Raw genomic sequence first — 20843 nt, forward strand, 5'->3', positions numbered from 1 at the left:
CTTACCTTGATGGAACGGTGCTAAGCGGAAGAGCCCTCACCCGCCCTATCGGGCACCCTCTCCCATCCTGCGGACGGGAGAGGGGGAAACGTGGGTAGTTCCCCCCGTCGCCTGATCTTTACCAGCTATACCTCACCCCGGCATTGCCGGTGACCGCTTCGAAATCCTCGGCGAACTGGTAATTGCCGCGCAGGAATCCGGACCAGCCGTCGGGCGCCATCACGCCTAGGCCCAGTGACACATCGCCCACCGTCTCGCCCGGATCGTCCGAGACATCGAAAGCCGGCGTGAGCGGCGCGAACACCGTCGCGGTGTTGTCGCCGGTGAAGGATTGCCACACGCTGGCCGTCACATCGGGCGTCAGGATCACGCCACCCTGTTCGTAGTCGGCGCCGAGACGGATGCCCAGCCGGCCACGCACGCTCGTCTCGTCCTCGAAGTCGACCGAACCGCCGAAGATCTCGTCGATATCGTCGATCTCGGTATGGAGCACGACGAGCGAGGCCTGCGGCTCGATGAAGGCGCCCTGGCCGAAGCCGATCTTGTAGCCGGCATCGATCTGGCCGCCGATATTGAAGAGATCCGTGTCGGCTTCACCCGATATCCCGCCGATCTCCTCGGCATCTATATCGACATCGAGGAAGTCCGCCTTCACCGTCAGATCGGCATAGAAGGCCTGATTGAGATAGGTGACATAGGCGCCGGCCGACGGGCCTTTGTATTTCCATTCTGTGTCGGTGACGTCGAAATCGAGGTCGGAGGTCAGATAACCGCCGAACAAGCCGAACATCCAGGTCTCGCCGGCACTTTCGGTGCCGAAGTCGAAGCCGGCGAGTGCGCCATAGATAGACTGCTTGCGGTCCGTGCTTGTCGGCCCATTGCCTTGATCGCGCTCGAGCCAGGCGCCGACACCTTTGAACCAGAAGCCGGGGGTGACGTTGGCCACGGGCGTGGGGGCGACCGGTTCCGTATAATCGGCGACCGGCGTGACCTGGGGCCCCGCCAGCAGGGCCCGGAGATCGGCCTGGCGCTGCAGCAGCGTGGCGGTCGTCTGGTGCCAGAAATCCTGGCCGCCGGTGATGCCGGCCGCCATCTCTTGCGCGCCGGCGCCGATACCGGTCGTGACCAGGATCTGAGACGGGCCGAGGAACGGCACGTTCCGGGCGACCAGATCCCAGGTGAAGAAGCCGGCATTGAGGGGGCCACCTTCGAGATCGAAATCTTCCTCGCCGGTCGCCACCGCCGCGACCACCTGGATGCCTTGATAGTTGGGCCCGGTGGCGTCGAGGATATTCACCACGACCTTGGTCGTGCCGTCGGTCACGCCAGCAATGGCGATTCGATCCGATGCACCGGTTCCCGGCTCGGCCAGGACCGCATCAACGGCGAGCCGGCCATTGTCACCCACATAGCGGGTGCCCGGAAAAGTAGTGACGTCCACCAAGTTGAACCGATCGCCGGTCTGACCATCCACCAGTGAAATCAGCCCGGCATTGTTGAATGTCTCGATATCGTGGAGGGTTACGACCTCAGCAGCCGCCGCGTCGGCGGCGGCGACCAAGGTGCCGTTGTTGAAAACGATGTCGTCGCCGCCGTTGAAGTAGCTCCACCCGCGCGTGCGCCACACACCATTATTGGTCAGCTTGGCGTCGAACCCGGTCGCGGTTTTCACCGTGCCGATAAGCTGATTGTTGTTGTCGATCGCTGTGGCGCCGCCGGTGGTCTCGATGGCGAGCGCGTTTGCTTCTCCGGAGAGATTGCGCACAATGCCGTCATTGGTAATGGCGATGTTCTGCTCATCGAGCGATCTGGCAAAGATGCCGGCCACGTTGCCCTCGACGAGACCGGCGCCGCCCACGGTGATGCGGGTGGTCGCGTTGCCGTCATTGACGGCCTTGACGCCATAGAACTCCGTAGCACTGACCGAACCGTTCACGGTCACCTCGAAGGTCCCGCCGCCCTCATGGCGCGCGTCTATACCGTCATCCGCGCCCTTGACCACGCTGCCCGCCACCGTGGTGATCTTCAGATTGGCGCCCTCGTTTTCGGCATAGATGCCATCATCGCCGCGCCCCTCGATCATTCCATCGGCAAGGATGGTGAGATTGCCGCGGCCGTTGTTCTCGGCATAGATGCCGTCATCGCCGGCGGAGATATAGCTTCCGGCGCCGGTGGTGACCGTCAGGTCGCCGCCATCCTCCTCGTTCTCGGCGCCGATGCCGTTGCCGCCGCTGCTCTCGGTCCTGATCGCGCCATTGGCGGTGATGGTGAGATTGCCGGTGCCCCGGTTCCGGCCCCAGATCCCTTCCTGCTCAGCCTTGATCACACTCCCGGCCTCGGCGGTGATGGTGAGATCTTCACCTTCATTCAAGGCGTCAATGCCGTTGCCTTCCGTCCCGGTCACCTTGCCGCCGACCGTGACGGTAAGATCGCCGACGCCGGTGTTCTCGACATCGATACCTTCGTCGAGGCCGCTGACGTCGCTTCCGGCACCGGTGGTGATCGTCAGATTCTGACCGTAATAGGCATGTGCGAAGATACCGTCTTCGCTCTCACCCGTGACCTGCCCATCCGCCGTGATGATCAGGTCACCGTTGCCGTAGCTCTTCGCCTTGATGCCGTAGCGCGAGCCGGTGATGTCGCTCTGAACGCCGGTGGTGATCTTCAGATTGACGCCATTGTCGGTGCCATAGGAATTGCGTGCATAGATGCCATCGCCATCGTCGCCCGTGACCTTGCCATAGGCCTTGATGTCGAGATCGCCGGTGCCGAAATTGTCGGCGAAGATGCCGGTATTCTCGCCCGTGATATCGCTCGCAGCACCCGTCGTGATCTTGAGATTGGTGCCGTTGCCGGAATTGAAGGCGCGGAGCCCGTCATCCTGAGTGCCTGTAACCTTGCCGTCGGCGGTCACCCTGAGCTCGCCCGAGCCCATATTGACTGCGTCGATGCCCTCGTCGCTGCCTTCGATCACGCTTCCCGCATTGGCCGTGATGATCAGATCACCGCCTTGATTACGGCCATAGATACCATCGCCGGTGCCGCCATCGACCGAGCCGTTGGCGATGATCTCGAGCCTTCCGCGCCCCTGATTTTCGGCATGGATGCCGTTGCTGCCACCCTCGATCGCACTGCTCACGCCGGTCGTGATGACGACATCGGTGCCATCGATGGAGTTGAAGGCGTGGATGGCGTCATTGGCGCCGGTGACCTCGCCATTGGCGGTGATGTCGAGCTTGCCGGCACCGCCGTTGAGCGCATTTATGCCCTCGTCGCCCCCCTCGATCGCGCTGCCGGCGCCGGTGACGACCGTCAGATCGACGCCGTAATTGACGGCATAGATGCCATCGCCCGACTGTCCCGTAACGGCGCCATCGGCGGTGATCGAAACCTGGCCAAGCCCGTCATTGCGGGCATAGATGCCGTTCGTGCCGCCGGTGATCGCACCGCCGGTGCTGATGGTCACCGCGCCGCCCGAGCGGACATAGATGCCGGTGAAGTTCGCGCTGGTGACGGGCGAGGCGTTATTGTCGATATAACGCAGATGGCCATCGCCGGTGATGGTGATGCCATTGTCGCCGCCACCGGCGGTGACGCTGAAGCCCGGCTCTGTCGTGATATAGGCGTTGTTGACCAGGTTGAAGGACTGCGCCCCGCTGGCGCCGCTGCAGGAATAGGTCGGCGCCACGGGGTTGGGGGTACAGGCGGCAAGGGCCTGGCGGCCATAGGCCAGGAAGGGTGCCGCGGCCAGGATCGTCGTCAGAGCCAGCCTATTGCGCAGGACACGCGTTACAGGATTTACCGATTTCAAGCGCCGTTCCATGGGGTCCCCAGCCTGGTCGCGGCATTTCAAATCACCGCACATTACGCCGAGTTTAACTGACAGGTGCGACAGTCGCCACAGATTCCCCTCGGTAATTCAAAAGTGATCGCGAGAGTGTGGCGCTCTAGCAACAGTCAATTGCAGGATCAAAATCCTAGATCGAATGTCGATTCGTCAGGTTTGTTTCAAGGATCCGACGCCACAACTTATGGATGTAAATCTAACGCACCAGCGGATCATGGGTGATGAGATTGCGGATCTCATTTGAGGCAAAACCAAGCGACATCGGACAGGCGATGCCGGACAGCACCGCCACGTCATAGATCTCGGCCACCGCACCATCGATGCGGAACCATTCGACACAGGTCTTCTTGTCGAGATCGATCACCTGGATGCCGCACCAGGGCTCGGAATCGGCGGCCTTCAGCTTGTCGTCGAGCGCCAGCCCCTCGAAGCGCTTGTAGCGCGGCTTCGACAGGCCGACAAAAGCATGCCGGCCTTTGATGGCGAGGCCGCGGCCGAAGCCCGGGCAGAACATATGCGGGCGGAAGGACTTGGTCGCGAGATCGACCTCGCCGAGCTCGCCGGTGCCGGAATTCAGCAGCCACAGGCGCCCGTCGACGAGGCGTGGCGAATGCGGCATCGACAGCCCGGTGCAGACGATCTCGCCCGACTCGACATCGATGACGATGCCGCCTTCGGCGCGGCGGTCGCGCCAGCCGTCGATCGTGTCCGAGCGCGACACGGCGGTGACATAACGGGGCTTGCCGTTTTCCATGGCGAGGCCGTTCAGATGGCAGCGGTCCTCATTGACGAGAGCGGAAATGAAAGGCGGCATCCAGATCGGCGTGAAGCTGTGGCGCTCCGACGGCACCGCCAGACAATTATAGGCCGTGTTGACGAAGACGATCTGCCCGTCGGCCATCAGGCCGATGTCATGCGCGTCGAGAATGCCGGTGGTGTAGGTGATGCGCGGCACATAGCAGGCGTCCTGGGTGTGGTTGATCGCCTGGCCGGCGTCAAGGACGTTCTCGAAGCGCTGGATCTGAAACAACGTGGCGAGCGCCAGCGTGTGGCCCTCGGCATAGAGGCCCATGGCCTTGGGAAACAGCCGCTCGTCCACCATCAGCCCGCCGCCCTTGGGATTGCGGCCGAGGAGATAGAGCTTGCCCGACTGGTAGGAGGTGAAGCCGAGCGACAGATCGAGGCGGGCGAGCAGGCGCGGAAAGCCGCCCGACATCGAATAGTTGACGGCGGGGGCCTTGTCGGCCGCCGGCTTGTCGTCGGCTGGCGCTTGGGCTTCGGTGGAAGGCGCTGGATCAGATGGAGGCAAGACAATATTCCCGAATTACATACTATCTGGAGCGCTTCCATATCGCCAAAGTCGAGCAACTTTGGCGGGAAGCGCTCTGAGACAATGAATCGCGGGAAGACCTAGCGCGCTTCAAGGCATCCGATCAATGTCGTTCTACCAGGAATATCTGAGCCCGGCATTGCCGCTATAGGCGTCGTAGTCATTGGCGAACTGGTAGTTCCCGCGCAGGAAGCCCGACCAGCCTTCCGGTGCCGCGACGCCGAAGCCCACCGAAATATCGCCCATGGTGGAGCCCGGATCGTCCGACACGCCGAAGGACGGCAGGGCCGGATCGGCGATGGTGGCGTTGTTGTCGCCCGAGAAATCTTCCCACACGCTGGCGATCACGTCGCCCGTGAAGACCGTCATGTCGCTCGCCTGATGATCGAAACCAACGCGCAGGCCGAGCCTGCCGCGCACACTCGTCTCGTCGTCGAACTGGACCGTGCCGCCGAACACATCGACATCGTCGATCTCGCTGTGCACCACCGCGAGCGACGCTTGCGGCTCGACGAACATGCTCTCACCGAACTTGTAGCCGGTGTCGATGCGCCCGCCGATATTGAGCGCGTCGGTATCGCCGTCATCGGCGTCGGGCGCCAAATCTTCCGGATCGATCTCGATATCGAGGAAGTCGGCCTTGACCGTGACATCGACGAAGAAGGCGCGGTCGAGATAGGTGGCATAGGCACCGACCGTCGGGCCTTCATAATTCCATTCGGTGTTGGTCTCGTCGAATTTGAGCTTCGAGGACATGTAGCCGCCGAAGACGCCGAACAGCAGCGCGTCGCCGACATCCTGGGTGCCGAAGTCGAAGCCGGCGAGCCCGCCCCAGATCGTCTGCGTGCGGTCGAGGGTGAAGCCGTCCTGCTCGTCGTCGCGTTTCAGATAGGCGCCGAGACCGGAGACCCAGAAGCCCGGCGTGACCCTGGCGACGGGCGTCGGCGAGACCGGCTCGGCGAAATCGGCGACCGGCGTGACGCTTGTGCCGCCGATCAAGGATCTCAGATCCATCTGCCGGCCGAGCAGCGTCCCTAAGGTCTGGAACCACAGGTCCTGGGTGGCGGTCATGCCGCCGGCGAATTCTTCAGCCCCTATGCCGACGCCGGAGGAGAACAGCTCATGCTGTTTCAACGTATCGTCGTAGCGCATATCCCAGGTGTAGAAGCCGGCATTGAGCGGCCCGTCGAGGACGAAATCGCCATCGCCGGTGGTGCCGCTGAAGACGCGCACGACCGCGATGCCTTCGTCATTGAAGCCGGTGGCGCCCACGACATTGACATGGACCTTGGTTACGCCGGTGACATTGCCGCTGATTTGGAGCTCGTCCGCTTTCCCCTCGGGGCCGAGGATGGCATCGACGCCCAGCAGGCCGCCTTCGCTCTTATATTCGGTCTGGCCGGCGAGCACGCCGGTGATCTCGAGCGTGTCTTCCGCGCCGCCGTCGATAAGCGAGATCGCGCCGGAATTGTTGAACCGCTCGAGGCCGGTGAGGGTCGGATTTTCGCTTGTGCCCTGCGTGACCGCGGCAACGAGGACGCCGCTATTGTTGACCTCGTCCTCTTCGCCGTCGCCGAACTCGTTCGCACCGGTGGTCGACCACAGGCCGTCATTGTTGAACGTGTCGTCGAATGAGCTGAGCGACACCGTGCCGATGATCGCACCGGTATTGCCGATCTCGGCTGCGCCGCCGTTCGTCACGATCGCGAGATCGCCGGGCAGCTGCGATAGATTCCGCACGATGCCGGCATTGGTGATGGTGATGCCCTGACCATCCCACGACCTTGCATAGACGCCGGCAGCCTTGCCCTGCACCAGGCCCGCGGCGCCGATCTCGATTTCGGTGGCGCTGTCGCCCTGGTCGTTGAAGGCCTTGATGCCGAAGCCGAAATCGTCCTTGCTGTCCTTGCAGTCGTCCTTGCTGTCCTTGCTATCTTTGCTGTCCTTACAGCTCTCGCCCAGGCCGGTGACCGTGCCGTCCACCGTGATCTCGAATGAGCCCCCGCTACCTTGCGTGGCATCGATGCCGTCTTTGGCTCCGATGACCACACTTCCCAGCCCGGTGCCGATCGTCAGGTCATGGACGCCGAACGGGTTGTTTATCGCATGGATGCCGTCCCTGGAGGAGCCGGTGACTTGGCCGTTGACCTCGATATTCAGGTCGCCATTGCCGAAATTGAGAGCATTGATGCCGTTTTCCTTGCCGGTGACGATGCTCGCCGCGCCGGTGAAGATGGAGAAGTGGTAGGCATCTTCATTCACGTCGAGGATTTGAGTGTCGTAACCCTCACTGCCGTCGAAGGCATAGATGCCGTCGCGGGTCTCACCCGTGACCCGGCCGTTGACGGTGATCTCGAAATTGCCCATGCCGGTGTCCTGGGCGTAGATGCCGTTGAGCTTGCCGGTTACGACGCTCGCGGGGCCAGTTGTGATCGTCAAAGCGAGAGCATTGCCCTCGACCTCTTCATCGGCTCCAATATACAGACGCTCTTCGACATTGCGCGCGAAGATGCCGTCGCCATTCTGGCCGGTGACATTACCATCGGCGGTGATCTCGAGATTGCCCTCGCCGTAATTGCGCGCGTCGATGCCATCGTATTTGCCGGTGATGCTGGCGGCAGCACCCGTCGTCACCGAGGCGCCTCTCCCGATCTCCGAATTATAGGCGTAGATACCGTCCTCTTCCTGACCGGTGACGTTGCCGTTCGCGGTGATGGTGAGGTCGCCGGTGCCGTGGTTGAGGGCTTCGATACCGTAGAACTTGCCGGTCACCGCCGCATTGGTGGTGATGGTCAGGTTGCGGCCGAAGGCCGGTTCCCATTCCTCGGTCTCGGTGTTGTAGAATTCATCGCCGTTGTTGATCGCGGTGATGCCGTTGCCGTTCTTGCCGGTGACGGCGCCATTGATGGTGATGGTGAGATCGCCGTCGCCGAGGTTTTCGGCCTGGATGCCGTCATCGCCGCCGGTGACGGCCTGCGTGCCGGTGACGATCTTCAGATAGCCGCCATCGGCTGAATTATAGGCCTTGATGCCGTCGCCCGCCTGGCTGTAGCCGCCGACCACGCCTTGCGCATTGATGCTGAGATTGCCGCTGCCGTAATTATAGGCGCCGATGCCGTTGCCGCCGCCTTTGACGACGCTCTGCGTGCCGGTCTCGATGATGAGGTCGGTGCCTTCGTTCTTCGCATAGATGCCGTCATTGAAATTGCCGAACACCTCGCCGTCGGCGGTGATCTTGAGATAGCCGCTGCCCTCGTTGACCGCGTCGATACCGTTGGAGTCTTCATCCTCGCTTTCCGGGCTGGGCCCTTCGCCGCGGATGCTGCTTCCCACGCCGGTGGTGATGATGAGATTGGCGCCTTCGTTGCGGGCGTGAATGCCGTCATAACCCTCGCTGGTGACCGAACCGTCGACCTTGATCGCGAGATCGCCGCTGCCATTGTTGAAAGCGCCTATTCCGTTGCCGAAGCCCTTGACGACGCTTTGGGCATTGACGGTGACGCTCAGGGCGTCACCGGAATTGACCGCGTAGATGGCGTCGAACTTGTCTCCGGTGACATCGCCATTGGTGGTGATCGTCAGATTGCCAGAGCCATAATTGCGCGCATCGATGCCATTGTGCTCGCCGGTGATCGTGCTGCCGATGCCCGTGGTGACGGTGAGATTGGCGCCGAAATTCTTGGCGTAGATGCCATCATTCTTGACATAGGTGTCACCGCCGAAATCCGTGCCGGTGACGCTGCCATTCGCCGTGATGGTGATATCGCCGCTGCCTTCATTGCGGGCGTAGATGCCATGGGCCGTGCCGCCGATCGTGCCATCCGTGAAAATGGTCACCGCACCAGGGGTTTCCCCGAGATCTCCCGTGGAGACGACGGAGAGGCCGCGGCTGTAATAGCTGCTGTTGGTGATGCTGGTGGAGGCTTGATTGTCGGTGAAACGCTGATTGCCGAGGCCTTCGATTCCAAGGCCACCCGTCGTCACATAGGTGGGAGTCCCCGTCGCGAAATTGGCATTGTTGACGAAGAAGAACTGACCCGGACTCGCGTCGGTGCAAAGATGCGTGAGCGGAGCGGCGGCAGGTTCACAAGCCGCATAGGCCTGGCGCCCATAACCCAGAAACGGCGCCACGGCCAGGATCGTGGTCACCGCCAGGCGGTTGCGCAAGACGCGCCCTACGCTTCGTTTGCCGTGACCGCCGGTCGGCATCCAATCGAACGGCTGTCCCATTATCTATCTCCTCGTCCGGACCTGCTCGACATCAGGGGCCTCCCCCGCTCGGGCCGCCGCCGGTGCCACCGCCGCCGGTACCGCCACCACCACCGCCCGTGCCGCTGCCTGGATTGCCGCCACCGGGATTGCTGCCGCCACCGCCCGGATTGCCGCCCGGCGATCCCCCGCCGGTATCTCCGCTCGGACCGGATCCTTGCTGGCCGCTGCCCTGGTTGTTGTTCTGGAAATCGAGGATCAGACCGAGGCTCGAACGGCAGGAGCGCGTATTGACCCGGAAGGACCGGTTGAGCGAGCCCTGATTGACGATGTAAGGCAGGCTCCGCAGCGCCTGGCCCTTGGACCGGCCGCCCAATTGATCGACATCGTTGCGCCGCGCCCGCCCGACGCCGCAGCCTTCGGGGATGCTTTCGCATGTTCCCGAGGCGCAAAGCCGGACGCCCCCTTCGAACACCGCGATCAAAGTCTCACGGCCGGACGAGAAATCGAAAGCGGTGCCGCGGATGCCGATGGTCGCATTCGCCGTCCTGATGTCATAGGCGTTTTTGGCCGATTTGCCGCTGATGAAGCGGAAGGTGCCGCGCAAGGCGTCGACGGAGAATTTCTGCGCCCGATTGCCGCCGCGCATCAGGAAACGGTCGATCACCAGGGTGGAATTGGGCCCGACGACCAGCCTGGTGTCGTCGATAAATACGATCTGGACGTTGCCGCCGCCGGTGACGACCTTGTCGCTCTCAAATATGGGAACGCCGGGGCTGAGCGCCCGGCCGGAACCCGTGGGCGACCCCACCGCAGCGACGACCTTCCCGATCGGGTCGGCGGCTTCCGCCGGACCTGCCAAAGCGACAGCGCTCAGAGCAGCCGCAATAAGGACTCGGGCGAACCGCGCCATAAGATTTCCCCGCCAATTTTCCCCCGAGTTATCTTTTTGGCCGGATTTGGGAAAAAACACAATCGGCAAACGTCCGACAATATCATTTGCCGGGCGACCGTTGCGAATGGGCTACAGTCCCGTCCCCGAATGCCTCAAAAGCGGGCAAATCGGGAGGTCTCTTTCAAGATATTCTGGATGCCGGGGGACCAGCCCGCAACCACCGGTTACGGGTCGGCCGGTTACCAGGAGAAGGCAAAGCCGCCGGACGCATTGGGCTTGGTGACGTCGTCGCTGAACAGGTTGCCACCCTTCAGATAGGCCGTCATATTGGCCGACAGGGTGACGTCGACCTGGCCGCTGACATCGCCATAGACGCCCTCCAGGTCGTCATCCGAGAGGCCGAGCGGCACCCCCGCCAGGACATCGACTTCATTGTCGGTCGAAAACACGTCCCACACCCTGGCCGTCGCCGACGCCCGCACCGTCTCGCCGCCATAGCCGGCCCTGAGGCCGGCGCCAGCCCGGTAGCTCTCATTGGTGCCGGCATCGATGTCGGCGCCGCCGACCGAGAAGTCGTCGATCTTGGTCGAGAACCCGTCCACCGAGATCATCGGCTCGACGAACAGCGTGTCGCCGAAACGGTAACCCAGATCGCCGCGGGCGCCGAGCGAGGTGACATCGGCATCGTCATTGTCGTCCACAGCCAGCGAGCCCACCTGATAGTCCATCTTGAGCAGGTCGGCCTTGACCAGCACAGTGGCGAAGAAGCCGTTGCTCAAGAGGCCGGCATAGGCACCGAGCGTCGCGCCCTTGCTGTCGATGCTGGTCGAGCCTTCGTCGAAATCGAGGGTCGAATCGACATAACCCGCCATGACGCCGAACAGCAGGCTGCCGCCGCCCGCGCCCAGGCCGGTGCGGAAATCGGCGCCGCCGACCACGCCATAGATGTCCTGCTTGTAGCTCATGTCGAAGTCGAGATTCGCATCGAGGAGCGAGAAGGAGGCATCGTCGTCGCGCTTCGACCAGCTGCCGAGGACGCTCGCCCATAGGCCGCCGGTGGGCGCATCGCTGCCTTCGACCGGTGGATCGGCGACCGCCGTCACCGTGTGGCTGGTGGCGAGCATGTCGCGCAGGTTTTCCTGGCGCGTCGACCAGGCATCGGCTGATTCACGCCAGATCGCTTGCGCGCCCGCCACCGCCGCCAGAGGCTCGAAGGCCTCGCGGTCGGGCAGGCCGACGAGACGATGCTCACCATTCGCCGCGTCGAAGACGAGGTCATAGGCGAACAGCCCCTTGTCGATCGGTCCATTGGCGAGCACGAAATCACCGACGGCCGTGGTGCCCGCCGCATGCGCCACCAGGATGCCGGTCGGGTTGTAAACGCCCGGCCCGGCATTGGTGTCGGTCACGAAGACTTGGGTCACGCCGGTCACATTGCCGCCGACATCGAGCACGTCCGCCAGCGATCCCGCACCGCCGAGGAAGGCGTCGATCGACAGGCAACCGCATTTACCGCCGACTGCGGCAATTTTACCACAACGTCTTACATCGCCGCGGCGCCCGAGAAGGTCATGCTCATGAAGTCATGGAAGACGCGGGTGGCGGGCCCCTGTTGCACCGCTCGATTCCAGGCGAGGCCGACATCCATGCTGGGAATGTCGCCGATCACATTGCGGGTCTCGATGCGCTGGCCTTCCAGCGACCATGGCCTATAGACCATGTCGGAGAGAACGGTGACGCCCATGCCGGCGGCGACCATGCTGCGCACCGCCTCGACGGAGGAGGTTTTCACCACCATCCTGGGCTCGAGCCCGGCCTTGACCCAGTATTTGCCGGCCGTGTGCATCGCCTCATCGACGGTGAGCATGACATAGGGCTCGGCCGCCACTTCGGCGAGCGTGATGTTCTCGCGGTTGAGGAGCGGATGCTCGACCGGCAGCCACAACCGCCGCCTGGACCTGAGCAGGGTTTCGGACGCGATCCGCGCCGTGTCGGCGAGATTGGAGACCAGCATCACCGCGATATCGAGGGTGCGGTCGACGATGCCGCGTTCGATCGCCTCGCGCGGCAGTTCGCGCAATTCGACGCTGATGCGCGGATAGTTGCGCAGGAACCGGGCGTAATGGCGCGGCATGAAATAGCCCGCCACCGTATAGGAGACGCCGACCCTGATATGGCCGGAATGCGCCGTGTCCTCGGTCAGAGGCGCGCTCATCGCCTCGTTCACCGCCGCCATGATGATGCGCGCATGCTGCAGGAAGCGGGTGCCCTCGGCGGTGAGCGACACGCCGGTCGGTAGGCGGTCGAACAGGCGCACGGCGAGATCCTCCTCGAGCTGCTTGATCGCCGCCGTCACCGCCGATTGCGAGACATTGAGCTCGATCGCCGCCTGGCTCACCTGCCCGGCATTGGCGGCGGCCAGAAAGTAACGCACTTGCTTGATCGAGAGTGGCATATCTGAATTCCCGATAACGCTGAGCAGATTTTCTGATTTTACAATAGCTGGGCCGAACCTCAATAGTTGGCACTCAAGCAGCCGCAATAGACGGCACCGGGAGAGAAACGACCATGCACGCACCGGCCAAGCCGCTGATCGGCCAACGGATTCACCGCAAGGAAGACCGCCGCTTCATCACCGGCGAGGGGCGTTATGTCGACGACATCGCCTTGCCCGGCATGGCCCATGCGGCGGTCCTGCGCTCACCGCACGCCCATGCGCGGATCACATCCATCGAAACCGGGCAGGCTTCGGCGATGCCGGGCGTGCTCGCCATCTTCACCGGCGCCGATCTCGCCGCGGCCGGGATCGGCAACCTGCCGGTCGGCTGGATCGTGCCCCATACCAAGGGTGGGCCGATGGCGCAGCCACCGCATCCGGTACTGGCCACGGAGCGGGTCCGCCATGTCGGCGATCCCGTCGCCTTCGTCGTCGCCGAAAGCCGCGCCGAAGCCGTTTCGGCCGCGCGGATGATCGCGATCGACTATGAGCGGCTGCCACCGGTAGCCGATCTCGCGACCGCGTTAGATCCTGAAACACATCAGATCTGGACCGAGGCGCCCGGCAATCTCTGTTACGACTGGGAAGTCGGCGATGCAGCGGCGACCGAGCGCGCCTTCGCCACGGCCGCCCATGTCACCACCGTCAAGCTGATCAACAACCGCGTGCATGCCTCGCCGATGGAGACACGCGGCACGATCGGTCATTACGATCCCTCGAGCGACCGCTACACGCTTTATACCTCTAACCAGAATCCGCATGTGATCCGCGTGCTGCTGTCGATCGCGACGCTGAAGATCTCGGAAGAGAAGATCCGCGTGGTGGCGCCCGATGTCGGCGGCGGCTTCGGCATGAAGATCTATCACTATGCCGAGGAGGTGCTGAGCGTCTTTGCCGCGCACCGGCTGAAGCGCCCGGTCAAATGGATCGCCGATCGTTCCGAGGCCTTCATCTGCGACACGCATGCGCGGGACCATGTCACGACAGTGTCTCTGGCGCTCGACGCCGACGGTATCGTTCAGGGGCTGAAGGTCGACACGATCGCCAATATGGGCGCCTATCTGTCCACTTTCGCGCCGGCGATCCCGTCTTTCTTCTATGCTTATCCTATGCCCGGCCCTTACAAGGTGCGCGCCGTGCATGTGCGCACCCGCGCCGCTTTCACCACCACCATGCCGGTCGATGCCTATCGCGGCGCCGGGCGGCCCGAATGCACTTATGTGCTGGAACGCGCCATGGATGCGGCGGCCCGCGAGATGAAGATCGACCGCGTCGAGATCAGGCGGCGCAATCTGATTCCGGCCGAAGCCTTTCCCTATAAGACACCGTTGCTGTGGACCTATGACGTCGGCGAGTTCCACAAGCTGCTCGATCGCGCGGCGGAGGTCGGTGCCTTTGCCGGCATCGCCGAACGCAAGCGGGAAGCGCTGGCGCGCGGCCGTTATCGCGGCTTGGGCTTCGCTTTCTATATGGAAGCCTGCGGCATGGGTCCGTCCAAGCTGCTTGCCCGCGAAGGCTGTCTCGGCGGCCAGTTCGAAGTGGGCCAGGTGCGCGTCAACCCGACCGGCAGCGTCACCGTTTTGACCGGCAGCCACACCCATGGCCAGGGCCATGAGACGGTCTATGCGCAGATCGTCGCCGATACGCTGGGCGTCGATTTCGAGGCGATCGAGATCGTCCATGGCGACACCGACCGCGTCGCTTATGGCATCGGCACCTATGGCTCGCGCTCGCTCGCCGTCGGCGGCTCGGCAATGAAGCTGTCGCTCGACAAGGTGGTGGAGAAGGGCCGCAAGATCGCGGCCCATCTGCTCGAGGCGGATGACCGCGACATCGAGTTCAAGCATGGCCACTACCGCATCGCCGGCACCGACCGCTCGAAGAGTTTCAAGGAGATCGCGGCGGCCGCCTATAACCCCGCCGATTATCCGCTCGACAAGCTCGAGCCGGGGCTCGAGGAGACGACCTGGTTCGACCCGCCTGATTTCACTTTTCCATACGGATGTCACATCTGCGAGATCGAGGTCGATCCCGAGACCGGCAAGATCGACATCGTGGCGCTGGCCGCGGTCGATGATTTCGGCAACCAGGTCAATCCGATGATCGTCGAGGGCCAGATCCATGGCGGCCTGGCGCAGGGCTCGGGGCAAGCCCTGTTGGAGCATTGCGCCTTCGATCCCGAAACCGGCCAGCTTCTGTCCGGCTCCTTCATGGATTACGCCATGCCGCGTGCCGACGACCTTCCATCGATGCGCATCGAAAGCCTGGTGACCGCCTGCCGCAACAATCCGCTGGGCGTCAAAGGCTGCGGCGAGGCGGGCGCCATTGCGGGACCGGCGGCCCTGGTGAGCGCGGTGCTCGACGCCTTGTCGCCTTTGGGCGTCACCAGCATCGACATGCCGGTGACGGCGGAAAAAGTGTGGCGCGCCTGCCAGGATGCCCAAAAATCGTGATATCTCTTTTTCAAATACCTGAGAGCGGATTTTCTGATTTTACAATATCCGCTCCCCCACCCAATATTTGCATTCGTAAACAAGAACGCCCGTCAGTGGCGCATCGGGAGGAGTGAGTGTGACAGCCATCAACTGTGACATGGGTGAGGCTTTCGGCCTCTATAAGATGGGCGACGATGCCGGCCTGATGCCGCTCATCGATGTCGCCAATGTGGCCTGTGGCTTTCACGGCTCCGACTTCAACCATATGCGCACCACCGTCGAGCTCGCCAAGAAGCATGGCGTGAAGGTGGGCGCACATCCATCGCTCCCCGACCTCCAGGGCTTCGGCCGGCGTGAGATGAAGATCGCGCGCGACGAGCTCGCCAATTGCCTCATCTATCAGATCGGCGCGCTCAAAGGTTTTCTCGAAGCCGCCGGCATGAAGCTCAACCACATCAAGCCGCATGGCGCGCTGTACGGCATGGCGGCGCGGCAGGAGGAGATGGCGCAGGCGGTCGCCGACGTCGCCGACATCTTCAGAGTGCCGCTCTTCGGCATGGTCGGCACGCTGCATGAAGAGATCTACAAAGCGCGCGGCCACACTTTCATTCCGGAATTCTATGCCGATCTCGATTACCGCGACGACGGCACCGTCATCATCACCCGCGAGCATGACGCCAAGGATCCCGACGAGGCCGCCGCCAAATGCCTGCGCGCCGTGACCGAAGGCAAGGTGACGAGCGTCAACGGCAAGGAAGTGACGGTCGGCTCGGCCACCATCTGCATCCATTCCGACACGCCAAATGCCGTCGCCATCGCCGAAGCCGTCCGCAAGGCGGTCGCCCCTTATCTCGACGCCGCCTGACATAGAATAGAAGAGAGCGCCCATGCCCCATGAACTTCTCTCGCCGCTTCCCGGAACCTTCTATCGCCGGCCGGCGCCGGACAAGCCTCTGTACAAGAACGAAGGCGACGAGGTCGCGGTCGGCGACGTCATCGGCCTCATCGAGGTGATGAAGTCCTTCAACGAGGTGAAGGCGGAAGTCGCCGGCAAGATCGTGAGATTCCTCGCCGACAATGAAGAGCCGGTGATGGCCGGCCAGGCTCTGGTGGAAATCGCTTGATGGAGAAGCTCGTCGCCCAGTTGCCCTCGCCCCGCTTCAGCGGGGAGAGGGAGGGGACCCATTGCACAGCAATGGGGAGGGTGAGGGGCCTGCATCAAGACCATGCCTTCTCATTCAACAAGCCCCTCACCCCTCCCGCCGCTTTGCGTCGGGGCCCTCCCCTCTCCCCGCTGAAGCGGGGCGAGGGTTGCAAGGACGCCTCATGTTGAAATCCTTGTTCATCGCCAATCGCGGCGAGATCGCGGTGCGCATCATCCGCGCGGCGCGCGAATTGGGCATCCGCACCATCCAGGCCTATAGCGTCGCCGATGCCGACTCGCTCGCCGTGAAGATGGCGGATGAAGCCGTCAATATCGGCCCGCCGCATGCGGCGAAATCCTATCTCAACATCCCCGTCATCATCGAGGCCGCCAGGAAGGCGGGCGCCGACGCGATCCATCCGGGTTATGGCTTCCTCGCTGAGAATGCCGGCTTCGCCGACGCGGTCGTGGCGGCAGGCATGATTTTCGTCGGCCCGAGCGGTGACGCGATCCGCACCATGGGCGACAAGGTCTCCGCCCGCATCGCCGCGGAAAAAGCCGGCGTGCCGGTGGTGCCGGGCAGCGGCGGGCGCATCGAAGATTTGACCGAGACCACGCAGATCGCCGAGCGCATCGGTTTTCCGATCATGATCAAAGCCGCGGCCGGGGGCGGCGGACGGGGCATCCGCATTGCCAATACGGCCGAGGAATTCGCGCAATTCCTGCCGCAGGCGCAAGGCGAGGCCCAGGCAGCCTTTGGTGATGGCGGACTCTATATAGAGAAAGTCATCACCAAGGCCCGCCATATCGAGGTGCAGGTGCTGGGCGACGGTGAGCGCGCCATCCACTGCTTCGAGCGCGAATGCTCGCTGCAGCGCCGCCGCCAGAAGCTGTGGGAGGAAGCCCCCTCGCCCGTCCTGCCCGACAATGTGCGCCAGAAACTATGCGCTTCCGCCGTCGCTCTCGCCGAGGCGGTCCATTACAAGGGCGCCGGCACGATCGAATATCTCTATGACGACGAGAGCCACGACTTCTACTTCATCGAGATGAATACCCGCATCCAGGTCGAGCATCCAGTGACGGAGTTCGTCACTGGCCTCGATCTCGTGCGCGAGATGATCCTCATCGCCGGCGGTGAGCGGCTGAAGCACCGGCAGGACGACATCAAACGTTCAGGCCACGCGATCGAAGTGCGCATCAACGCCGAGGACCCGGCCAAAAACTTCATGCCTTTCCCCGGCGTGGTCAAAGGCCTGCGTGTGCCGGGCGGGCCTGGCACCCGTTTCGACACGATGCTTTATGACGGCTACCAGGTGCCGCCCTTTTATGATTCACTGCTCGGCAAGCTCATTGTCTGGGACGAGACCCGCGAGCGGGCGATCGACCGCATGAAGCGCGCGCTGGGCGAGCTCGAGATCGGCGGCCTCAAGACGACCAAGCCGCTGCATCTACTGCTCGCCGATGACGCCGCCGTGCGGCGGGGACAGTTCCATACACGCTGGCTCGAGCCCTGGCTCGAGGCCAACGCAGCGAAATTGGCGGAGTGAGGGCGTGAAGAACGCACACGCTTTTCTCCGTCATCCCGGCGCAAGCCGGGACCCATTCAAGACCGGCTTGCGCCGGGACGACGCATAACAAGAATAAGGGAGGTGGCGCTTCGATGAAGACCCGATATTCCTATGGCGGTGACGAGCATATCTTCGTCGAGATGGACGAGGAGATGTCGCTCGACGCCTTCTTCAAGGCCCTGTTCATCACCAACGCGGTCAGGGACGCGAAGATCAAGGGCGTCACCGAGATCTGCCCGGCCAATGCCTCGATGCAGATCAAGTTCGATCCCGATGTGATCAAGCCCGCCGACATGCTGAGCGAGCTCAAGAAGTTCGAGAGCGTCGCCGAGAAGGCCGAGCCCGTCATCAAGACGCGCATCATCGAGATTCCGGTCTATTACAACGATCCCTGGACGCATGAGACGCTGATGCGCTTCCGTGAGCGCCACCAGGATCCGAAATCGACCGACATCGAATATGCCGCGCGCATCAACAATCTCGATGGTCCGGACGGCTTCATCAAGGCGCATTCGGGAGCCCCCTGGTTCGTCTCCATGGTGGGCTTCGTGGCCGGCCTGCCCTTCCTCTATCAGATGGTGGATCGCCAGCGGCAGATCGAGGCGCCGAAATATCTGCGCCCGCGCACCGACACGCCGAAGCTCACCATCGGCCATGGCGGCTGTTTCGGCTGCATCTATTCGGTGAGAGGCGCCGGCGGCTACCAGATGTTCGGCATCACGCCGATGCCGATCTACGATCCCAATCAGAAGATCAGCTACCTGCGCGACTTCATGTGCCTGTTCAAGCCGGGCGACATCGTCAAATGGAAGCCGATCGACCGCGCCCAATATGATGCCACGGTCGCCGATGTCGATGCCGGCAAGTTCGCGCCCTTGATGCGCAATGTCACTTTCTCGCTCGCCGATTTCCATAAGGACATCGACGCCTCGAACCGCAAGCTCAATGAGGTGCTCCATGGCCATTAAGGTTCTGAAACCCGGCCTCGCCACCACCGTCCAGGATCTGGGCCGGCCCGGCTATTACAATATCGGCATCCCGCTGTCGGGCGGCATGGACCGGCTCGCTACCAGGACCGCCAATATGCTGGTCGGCAATGACGAAGGTGCGGCCGTCCTCGAGGCGGTGTTCATGGGCCCCGAGCTCGAATTCACCGCCGATGCGACGGTCGCCGTCACCGGCGCCGACCTGCCGCCCAAGCTCGATGGCGCAGCGCGCGACAGCTGGACCTCCTTCACGGTGAAGAAGGGCCAGGTGCTCTCCTTCGAGTTCCTCAAGAAAGGGGCGCGCGCTTACATCGCCGTGTCGGGTGGCATCGACGTGCCGGTCGTGCTCGGCTCACGCTCGACCTATGCTTTGGGCGCGCTCGGCGGCTTCAAGGGCCGCAAGCTCGAGGCCGGCGATGAGTTGCCGGTGGGCCACGGCAAGGGCGCCAGGGACGGCCGCAGCGTGCCGGCCAATTTGCGCCGTGCGCCGGGCAATCCGGCGGAGCTGCGCATGGTGCCGGGGCTCTACTGGCACCGCATCACCGACGAAGCCGGCAAACACTTCTTTGCCGACACCTGGAAGGTGGCGCCCGAGGCCGACCGTATCGGCTATCGCTTCAAGGGCGGAAGGCCGCTCGACTTCGTGCCGCGCCAGCAGCCTTTCGGCGCCGGCTCAGATCCCTCCAACATCGTCGACGCCTGTTATCCCTATGGCTCGATCCAGGTGCCGGGCGGTACCGAGCCGATTGTCCTGCACCGCGACGCGGTGTCGGGCGGCGGCTATTTCATGGTCGGCACCGTGATCTCGGCCGACATGGACCTGATCGGCCAATTGCAGCCGCATACTCAGGCCCGTTTCGTCGGCGTCGATCTGGACACCGCACTGAAAGCGCGTCACGAGCGCGAAGGTCTGCTTCACAAGGTGAGGGAAGCTCTTTCCTGATCACGCATCGAGGCGCGCTTTGAGGCGCGCCTCGTCACGGTACTCTTTGGGCGACATACCGAAATGAGCCTTGAATGTCCGCGAGAACTGAGCTTGATCGCCGAAGCCCCAGTGATAGGCGATCTCGCCGACGCTTTGCGTGACATTGCGGTCGCAGAGCGCCATGCGGCAGGCGTCGAGCCGCTGGTCGCGGATCCAGGCGCTGAGCGTCTGGTTGGTGTCGCGGAAGAGCTCATGCAGATAGCGCAGCGAAATACCGCAATGGCGCGCGATCATTTCGGGATCGAGCGCCGGGTTGCGCAGGTTCTTGCGCACGAAGGTCTCGATGCGCATCAGATGCGCCGCCCGCATGGTCGAGCCGCCGGAAGTCAACGTCCGCTCGTCCGCCTTGAGCGCCAGGACGAGAAGATCGATGAGCTGCTGGCCGACCGTGGCGCGCGTCTCGTCATTCATTTCATCGAAGCGGTCCGGGATCAGATGCAACATGTCGGCGAAGAAGCCGCCGGCGCCATTGGCGGCGTCGAATTGCAGCGAGCAGAAGCGGTCGGGCCCGCGCAGGCGCCCGGCGAGCGCCTTGGCCTCGACCTTCATGACCCAGAGATCGGACGCCTCGCTGTGGCTGAATTCGTAAGGCTCGTGGCTGCGCTCGAGGATGAAGGAGCCGGGGGCACAATAGACGTCCTTGCCGCATTGCGAGAAGAACACCTCGCTCAGCGCCGGCACCGTGATCAGGAAATGCTCGTCGCGCTCGGCGCGAAAATGATGCGGCAGGCGGCGGTAGCACAGGCTTTCGGAAGTGAGCCTGGACAAGGACAGGCCGCCCAGATGCCAGTCGGTGATCTCACCCGAGAAATGGGCCGGGTCGCGGAAAGTGAGGTCGAGCGGGAAATAGGCGCTGGCGATCGTTTCATGCCAATGCCGGCTGCGCTCGTGGAGCGCCACGCTGCTGGTCGAGATACGTCTCTTCATAGCGCACTCCGCATACGGAA

General features: G+C 63.1%; 13 protein-coding genes. 6 read left to right on the forward strand and 7 right to left on the reverse strand.

What is annotated here, in order from left to right; genetic code table 11:
* Positions 1-118: 118 nt before the first annotated feature.
* The 6 genes from JHL16_RS18600 to JHL16_RS18625 form a co-directional block, all read right to left on the reverse strand.
* On the reverse strand, positions 119-3811 hold the full coding sequence (locus JHL16_RS18600; RefSeq protein WP_200186349.1) for an autotransporter outer membrane beta-barrel domain-containing protein: 3693 nt from the start codon (positions 3809-3811) through the stop codon (positions 119-121).
* A 232-nt stretch (positions 3812-4043) separates the two neighbouring features.
* Entirely contained in the window at positions 4044-5156 is a 1113-nt protein-coding gene (locus JHL16_RS18605; RefSeq protein ID WP_246770973.1) for a TIGR03032 family protein, read from the reverse strand.
* Between the two features lie 135 nt (positions 5157-5291).
* Positions 5292-9407 carry an autotransporter outer membrane beta-barrel domain-containing protein gene (locus JHL16_RS18610; protein ID WP_200186350.1) on the reverse strand — a complete coding sequence of 1372 codons (4116 nt, stop codon included), beginning with the start codon at positions 9405-9407 and terminating at the stop codon, positions 5292-5294.
* Positions 9408-9438: 31 nt separating this feature from the next.
* Positions 9439-10299 carry a FecR family protein gene (locus JHL16_RS18615; protein ID WP_200186351.1) on the reverse strand — a complete coding sequence of 287 codons (861 nt, stop codon included), beginning with the start codon at positions 10297-10299 and terminating at the stop codon, positions 9439-9441.
* A gap of 221 nt (positions 10300-10520) precedes the next feature.
* Complete coding sequence (locus tag JHL16_RS18620) at positions 10521-11810, reverse strand: autotransporter outer membrane beta-barrel domain-containing protein (RefSeq protein ID WP_200187182.1); 1290 nt, start codon at positions 11808-11810, stop codon at positions 10521-10523.
* A 14-nt stretch (positions 11811-11824) separates the two neighbouring features.
* Complete coding sequence (locus tag JHL16_RS18625; protein ID WP_200186352.1) at positions 11825-12736, reverse strand: LysR substrate-binding domain-containing protein; 912 nt, start codon at positions 12734-12736, stop codon at positions 11825-11827.
* 113 nt (positions 12737-12849) lie between these two features.
* Here JHL16_RS18625 and JHL16_RS18630 point away from each other — a divergent pair, with 113 nt between their 5' ends.
* The 6 genes from JHL16_RS18630 to JHL16_RS18655 all read left to right on the forward strand — a co-directional run bounded on the left by JHL16_RS18630 (position 12850) and on the right by JHL16_RS18655 (position 19854).
* Positions 12850-15231 carry a xanthine dehydrogenase family protein molybdopterin-binding subunit gene (locus JHL16_RS18630; RefSeq protein WP_200186353.1) on the forward strand — a complete coding sequence of 794 codons (2382 nt, stop codon included), beginning with the start codon at positions 12850-12852 and terminating at the stop codon, positions 15229-15231.
* A gap of 118 nt (positions 15232-15349) precedes the next feature.
* On the forward strand, positions 15350-16078 hold the full coding sequence (locus tag JHL16_RS18635) for a LamB/YcsF family protein (RefSeq protein ID WP_348647235.1): 729 nt from the start codon (positions 15350-15352) through the stop codon (positions 16076-16078).
* Positions 16079-16100: 22 nt separating this feature from the next.
* Positions 16101-16337 (forward strand): acetyl-CoA carboxylase, encoded by a 237-nt coding sequence (locus JHL16_RS18640; RefSeq protein ID WP_200186354.1) that lies wholly within the window; start codon positions 16101-16103, stop codon positions 16335-16337.
* A gap of 202 nt (positions 16338-16539) precedes the next feature.
* Positions 16540-17904, forward strand: a complete 1365-nt coding sequence (locus JHL16_RS18645; RefSeq protein WP_200186355.1) for an acetyl-CoA carboxylase biotin carboxylase subunit — start codon at positions 16540-16542, stop codon at positions 17902-17904.
* A gap of 113 nt (positions 17905-18017) precedes the next feature.
* Entirely contained in the window at positions 18018-18893 is an 876-nt protein-coding gene (locus tag JHL16_RS18650; RefSeq protein WP_200186356.1) for a 5-oxoprolinase subunit B family protein, read from the forward strand.
* Positions 18883-19854: a 5-oxoprolinase subunit C family protein gene (locus tag JHL16_RS18655; protein WP_200186357.1), complete on the forward strand. Its 972-nt coding sequence runs from the start codon at positions 18883-18885 to the stop codon at positions 19852-19854. Before JHL16_RS18650 ends, JHL16_RS18655 begins: the two co-directional genes overlap by 11 nt.
* Here the strand turns inward: JHL16_RS18655 and JHL16_RS18660 are convergent, their stop codons facing one another.
* A complete protein-coding gene (locus JHL16_RS18660; protein ID WP_200186358.1) occupies positions 19855-20823 on the reverse strand; it encodes an AraC-like ligand-binding domain-containing protein in 969 nt (322 codons plus the stop codon). It abuts the gene before it with no gap.
* Between the last annotated feature and the right edge of the window lie 20 nt (positions 20824-20843).

Origin of the sequence: Taklimakanibacter albus, from assembly GCF_016595235.1 — a bacterium.
Lineage (GTDB): Bacteria > Pseudomonadota > Alphaproteobacteria > Rhizobiales > Aestuariivirgaceae > Taklimakanibacter > Taklimakanibacter albus.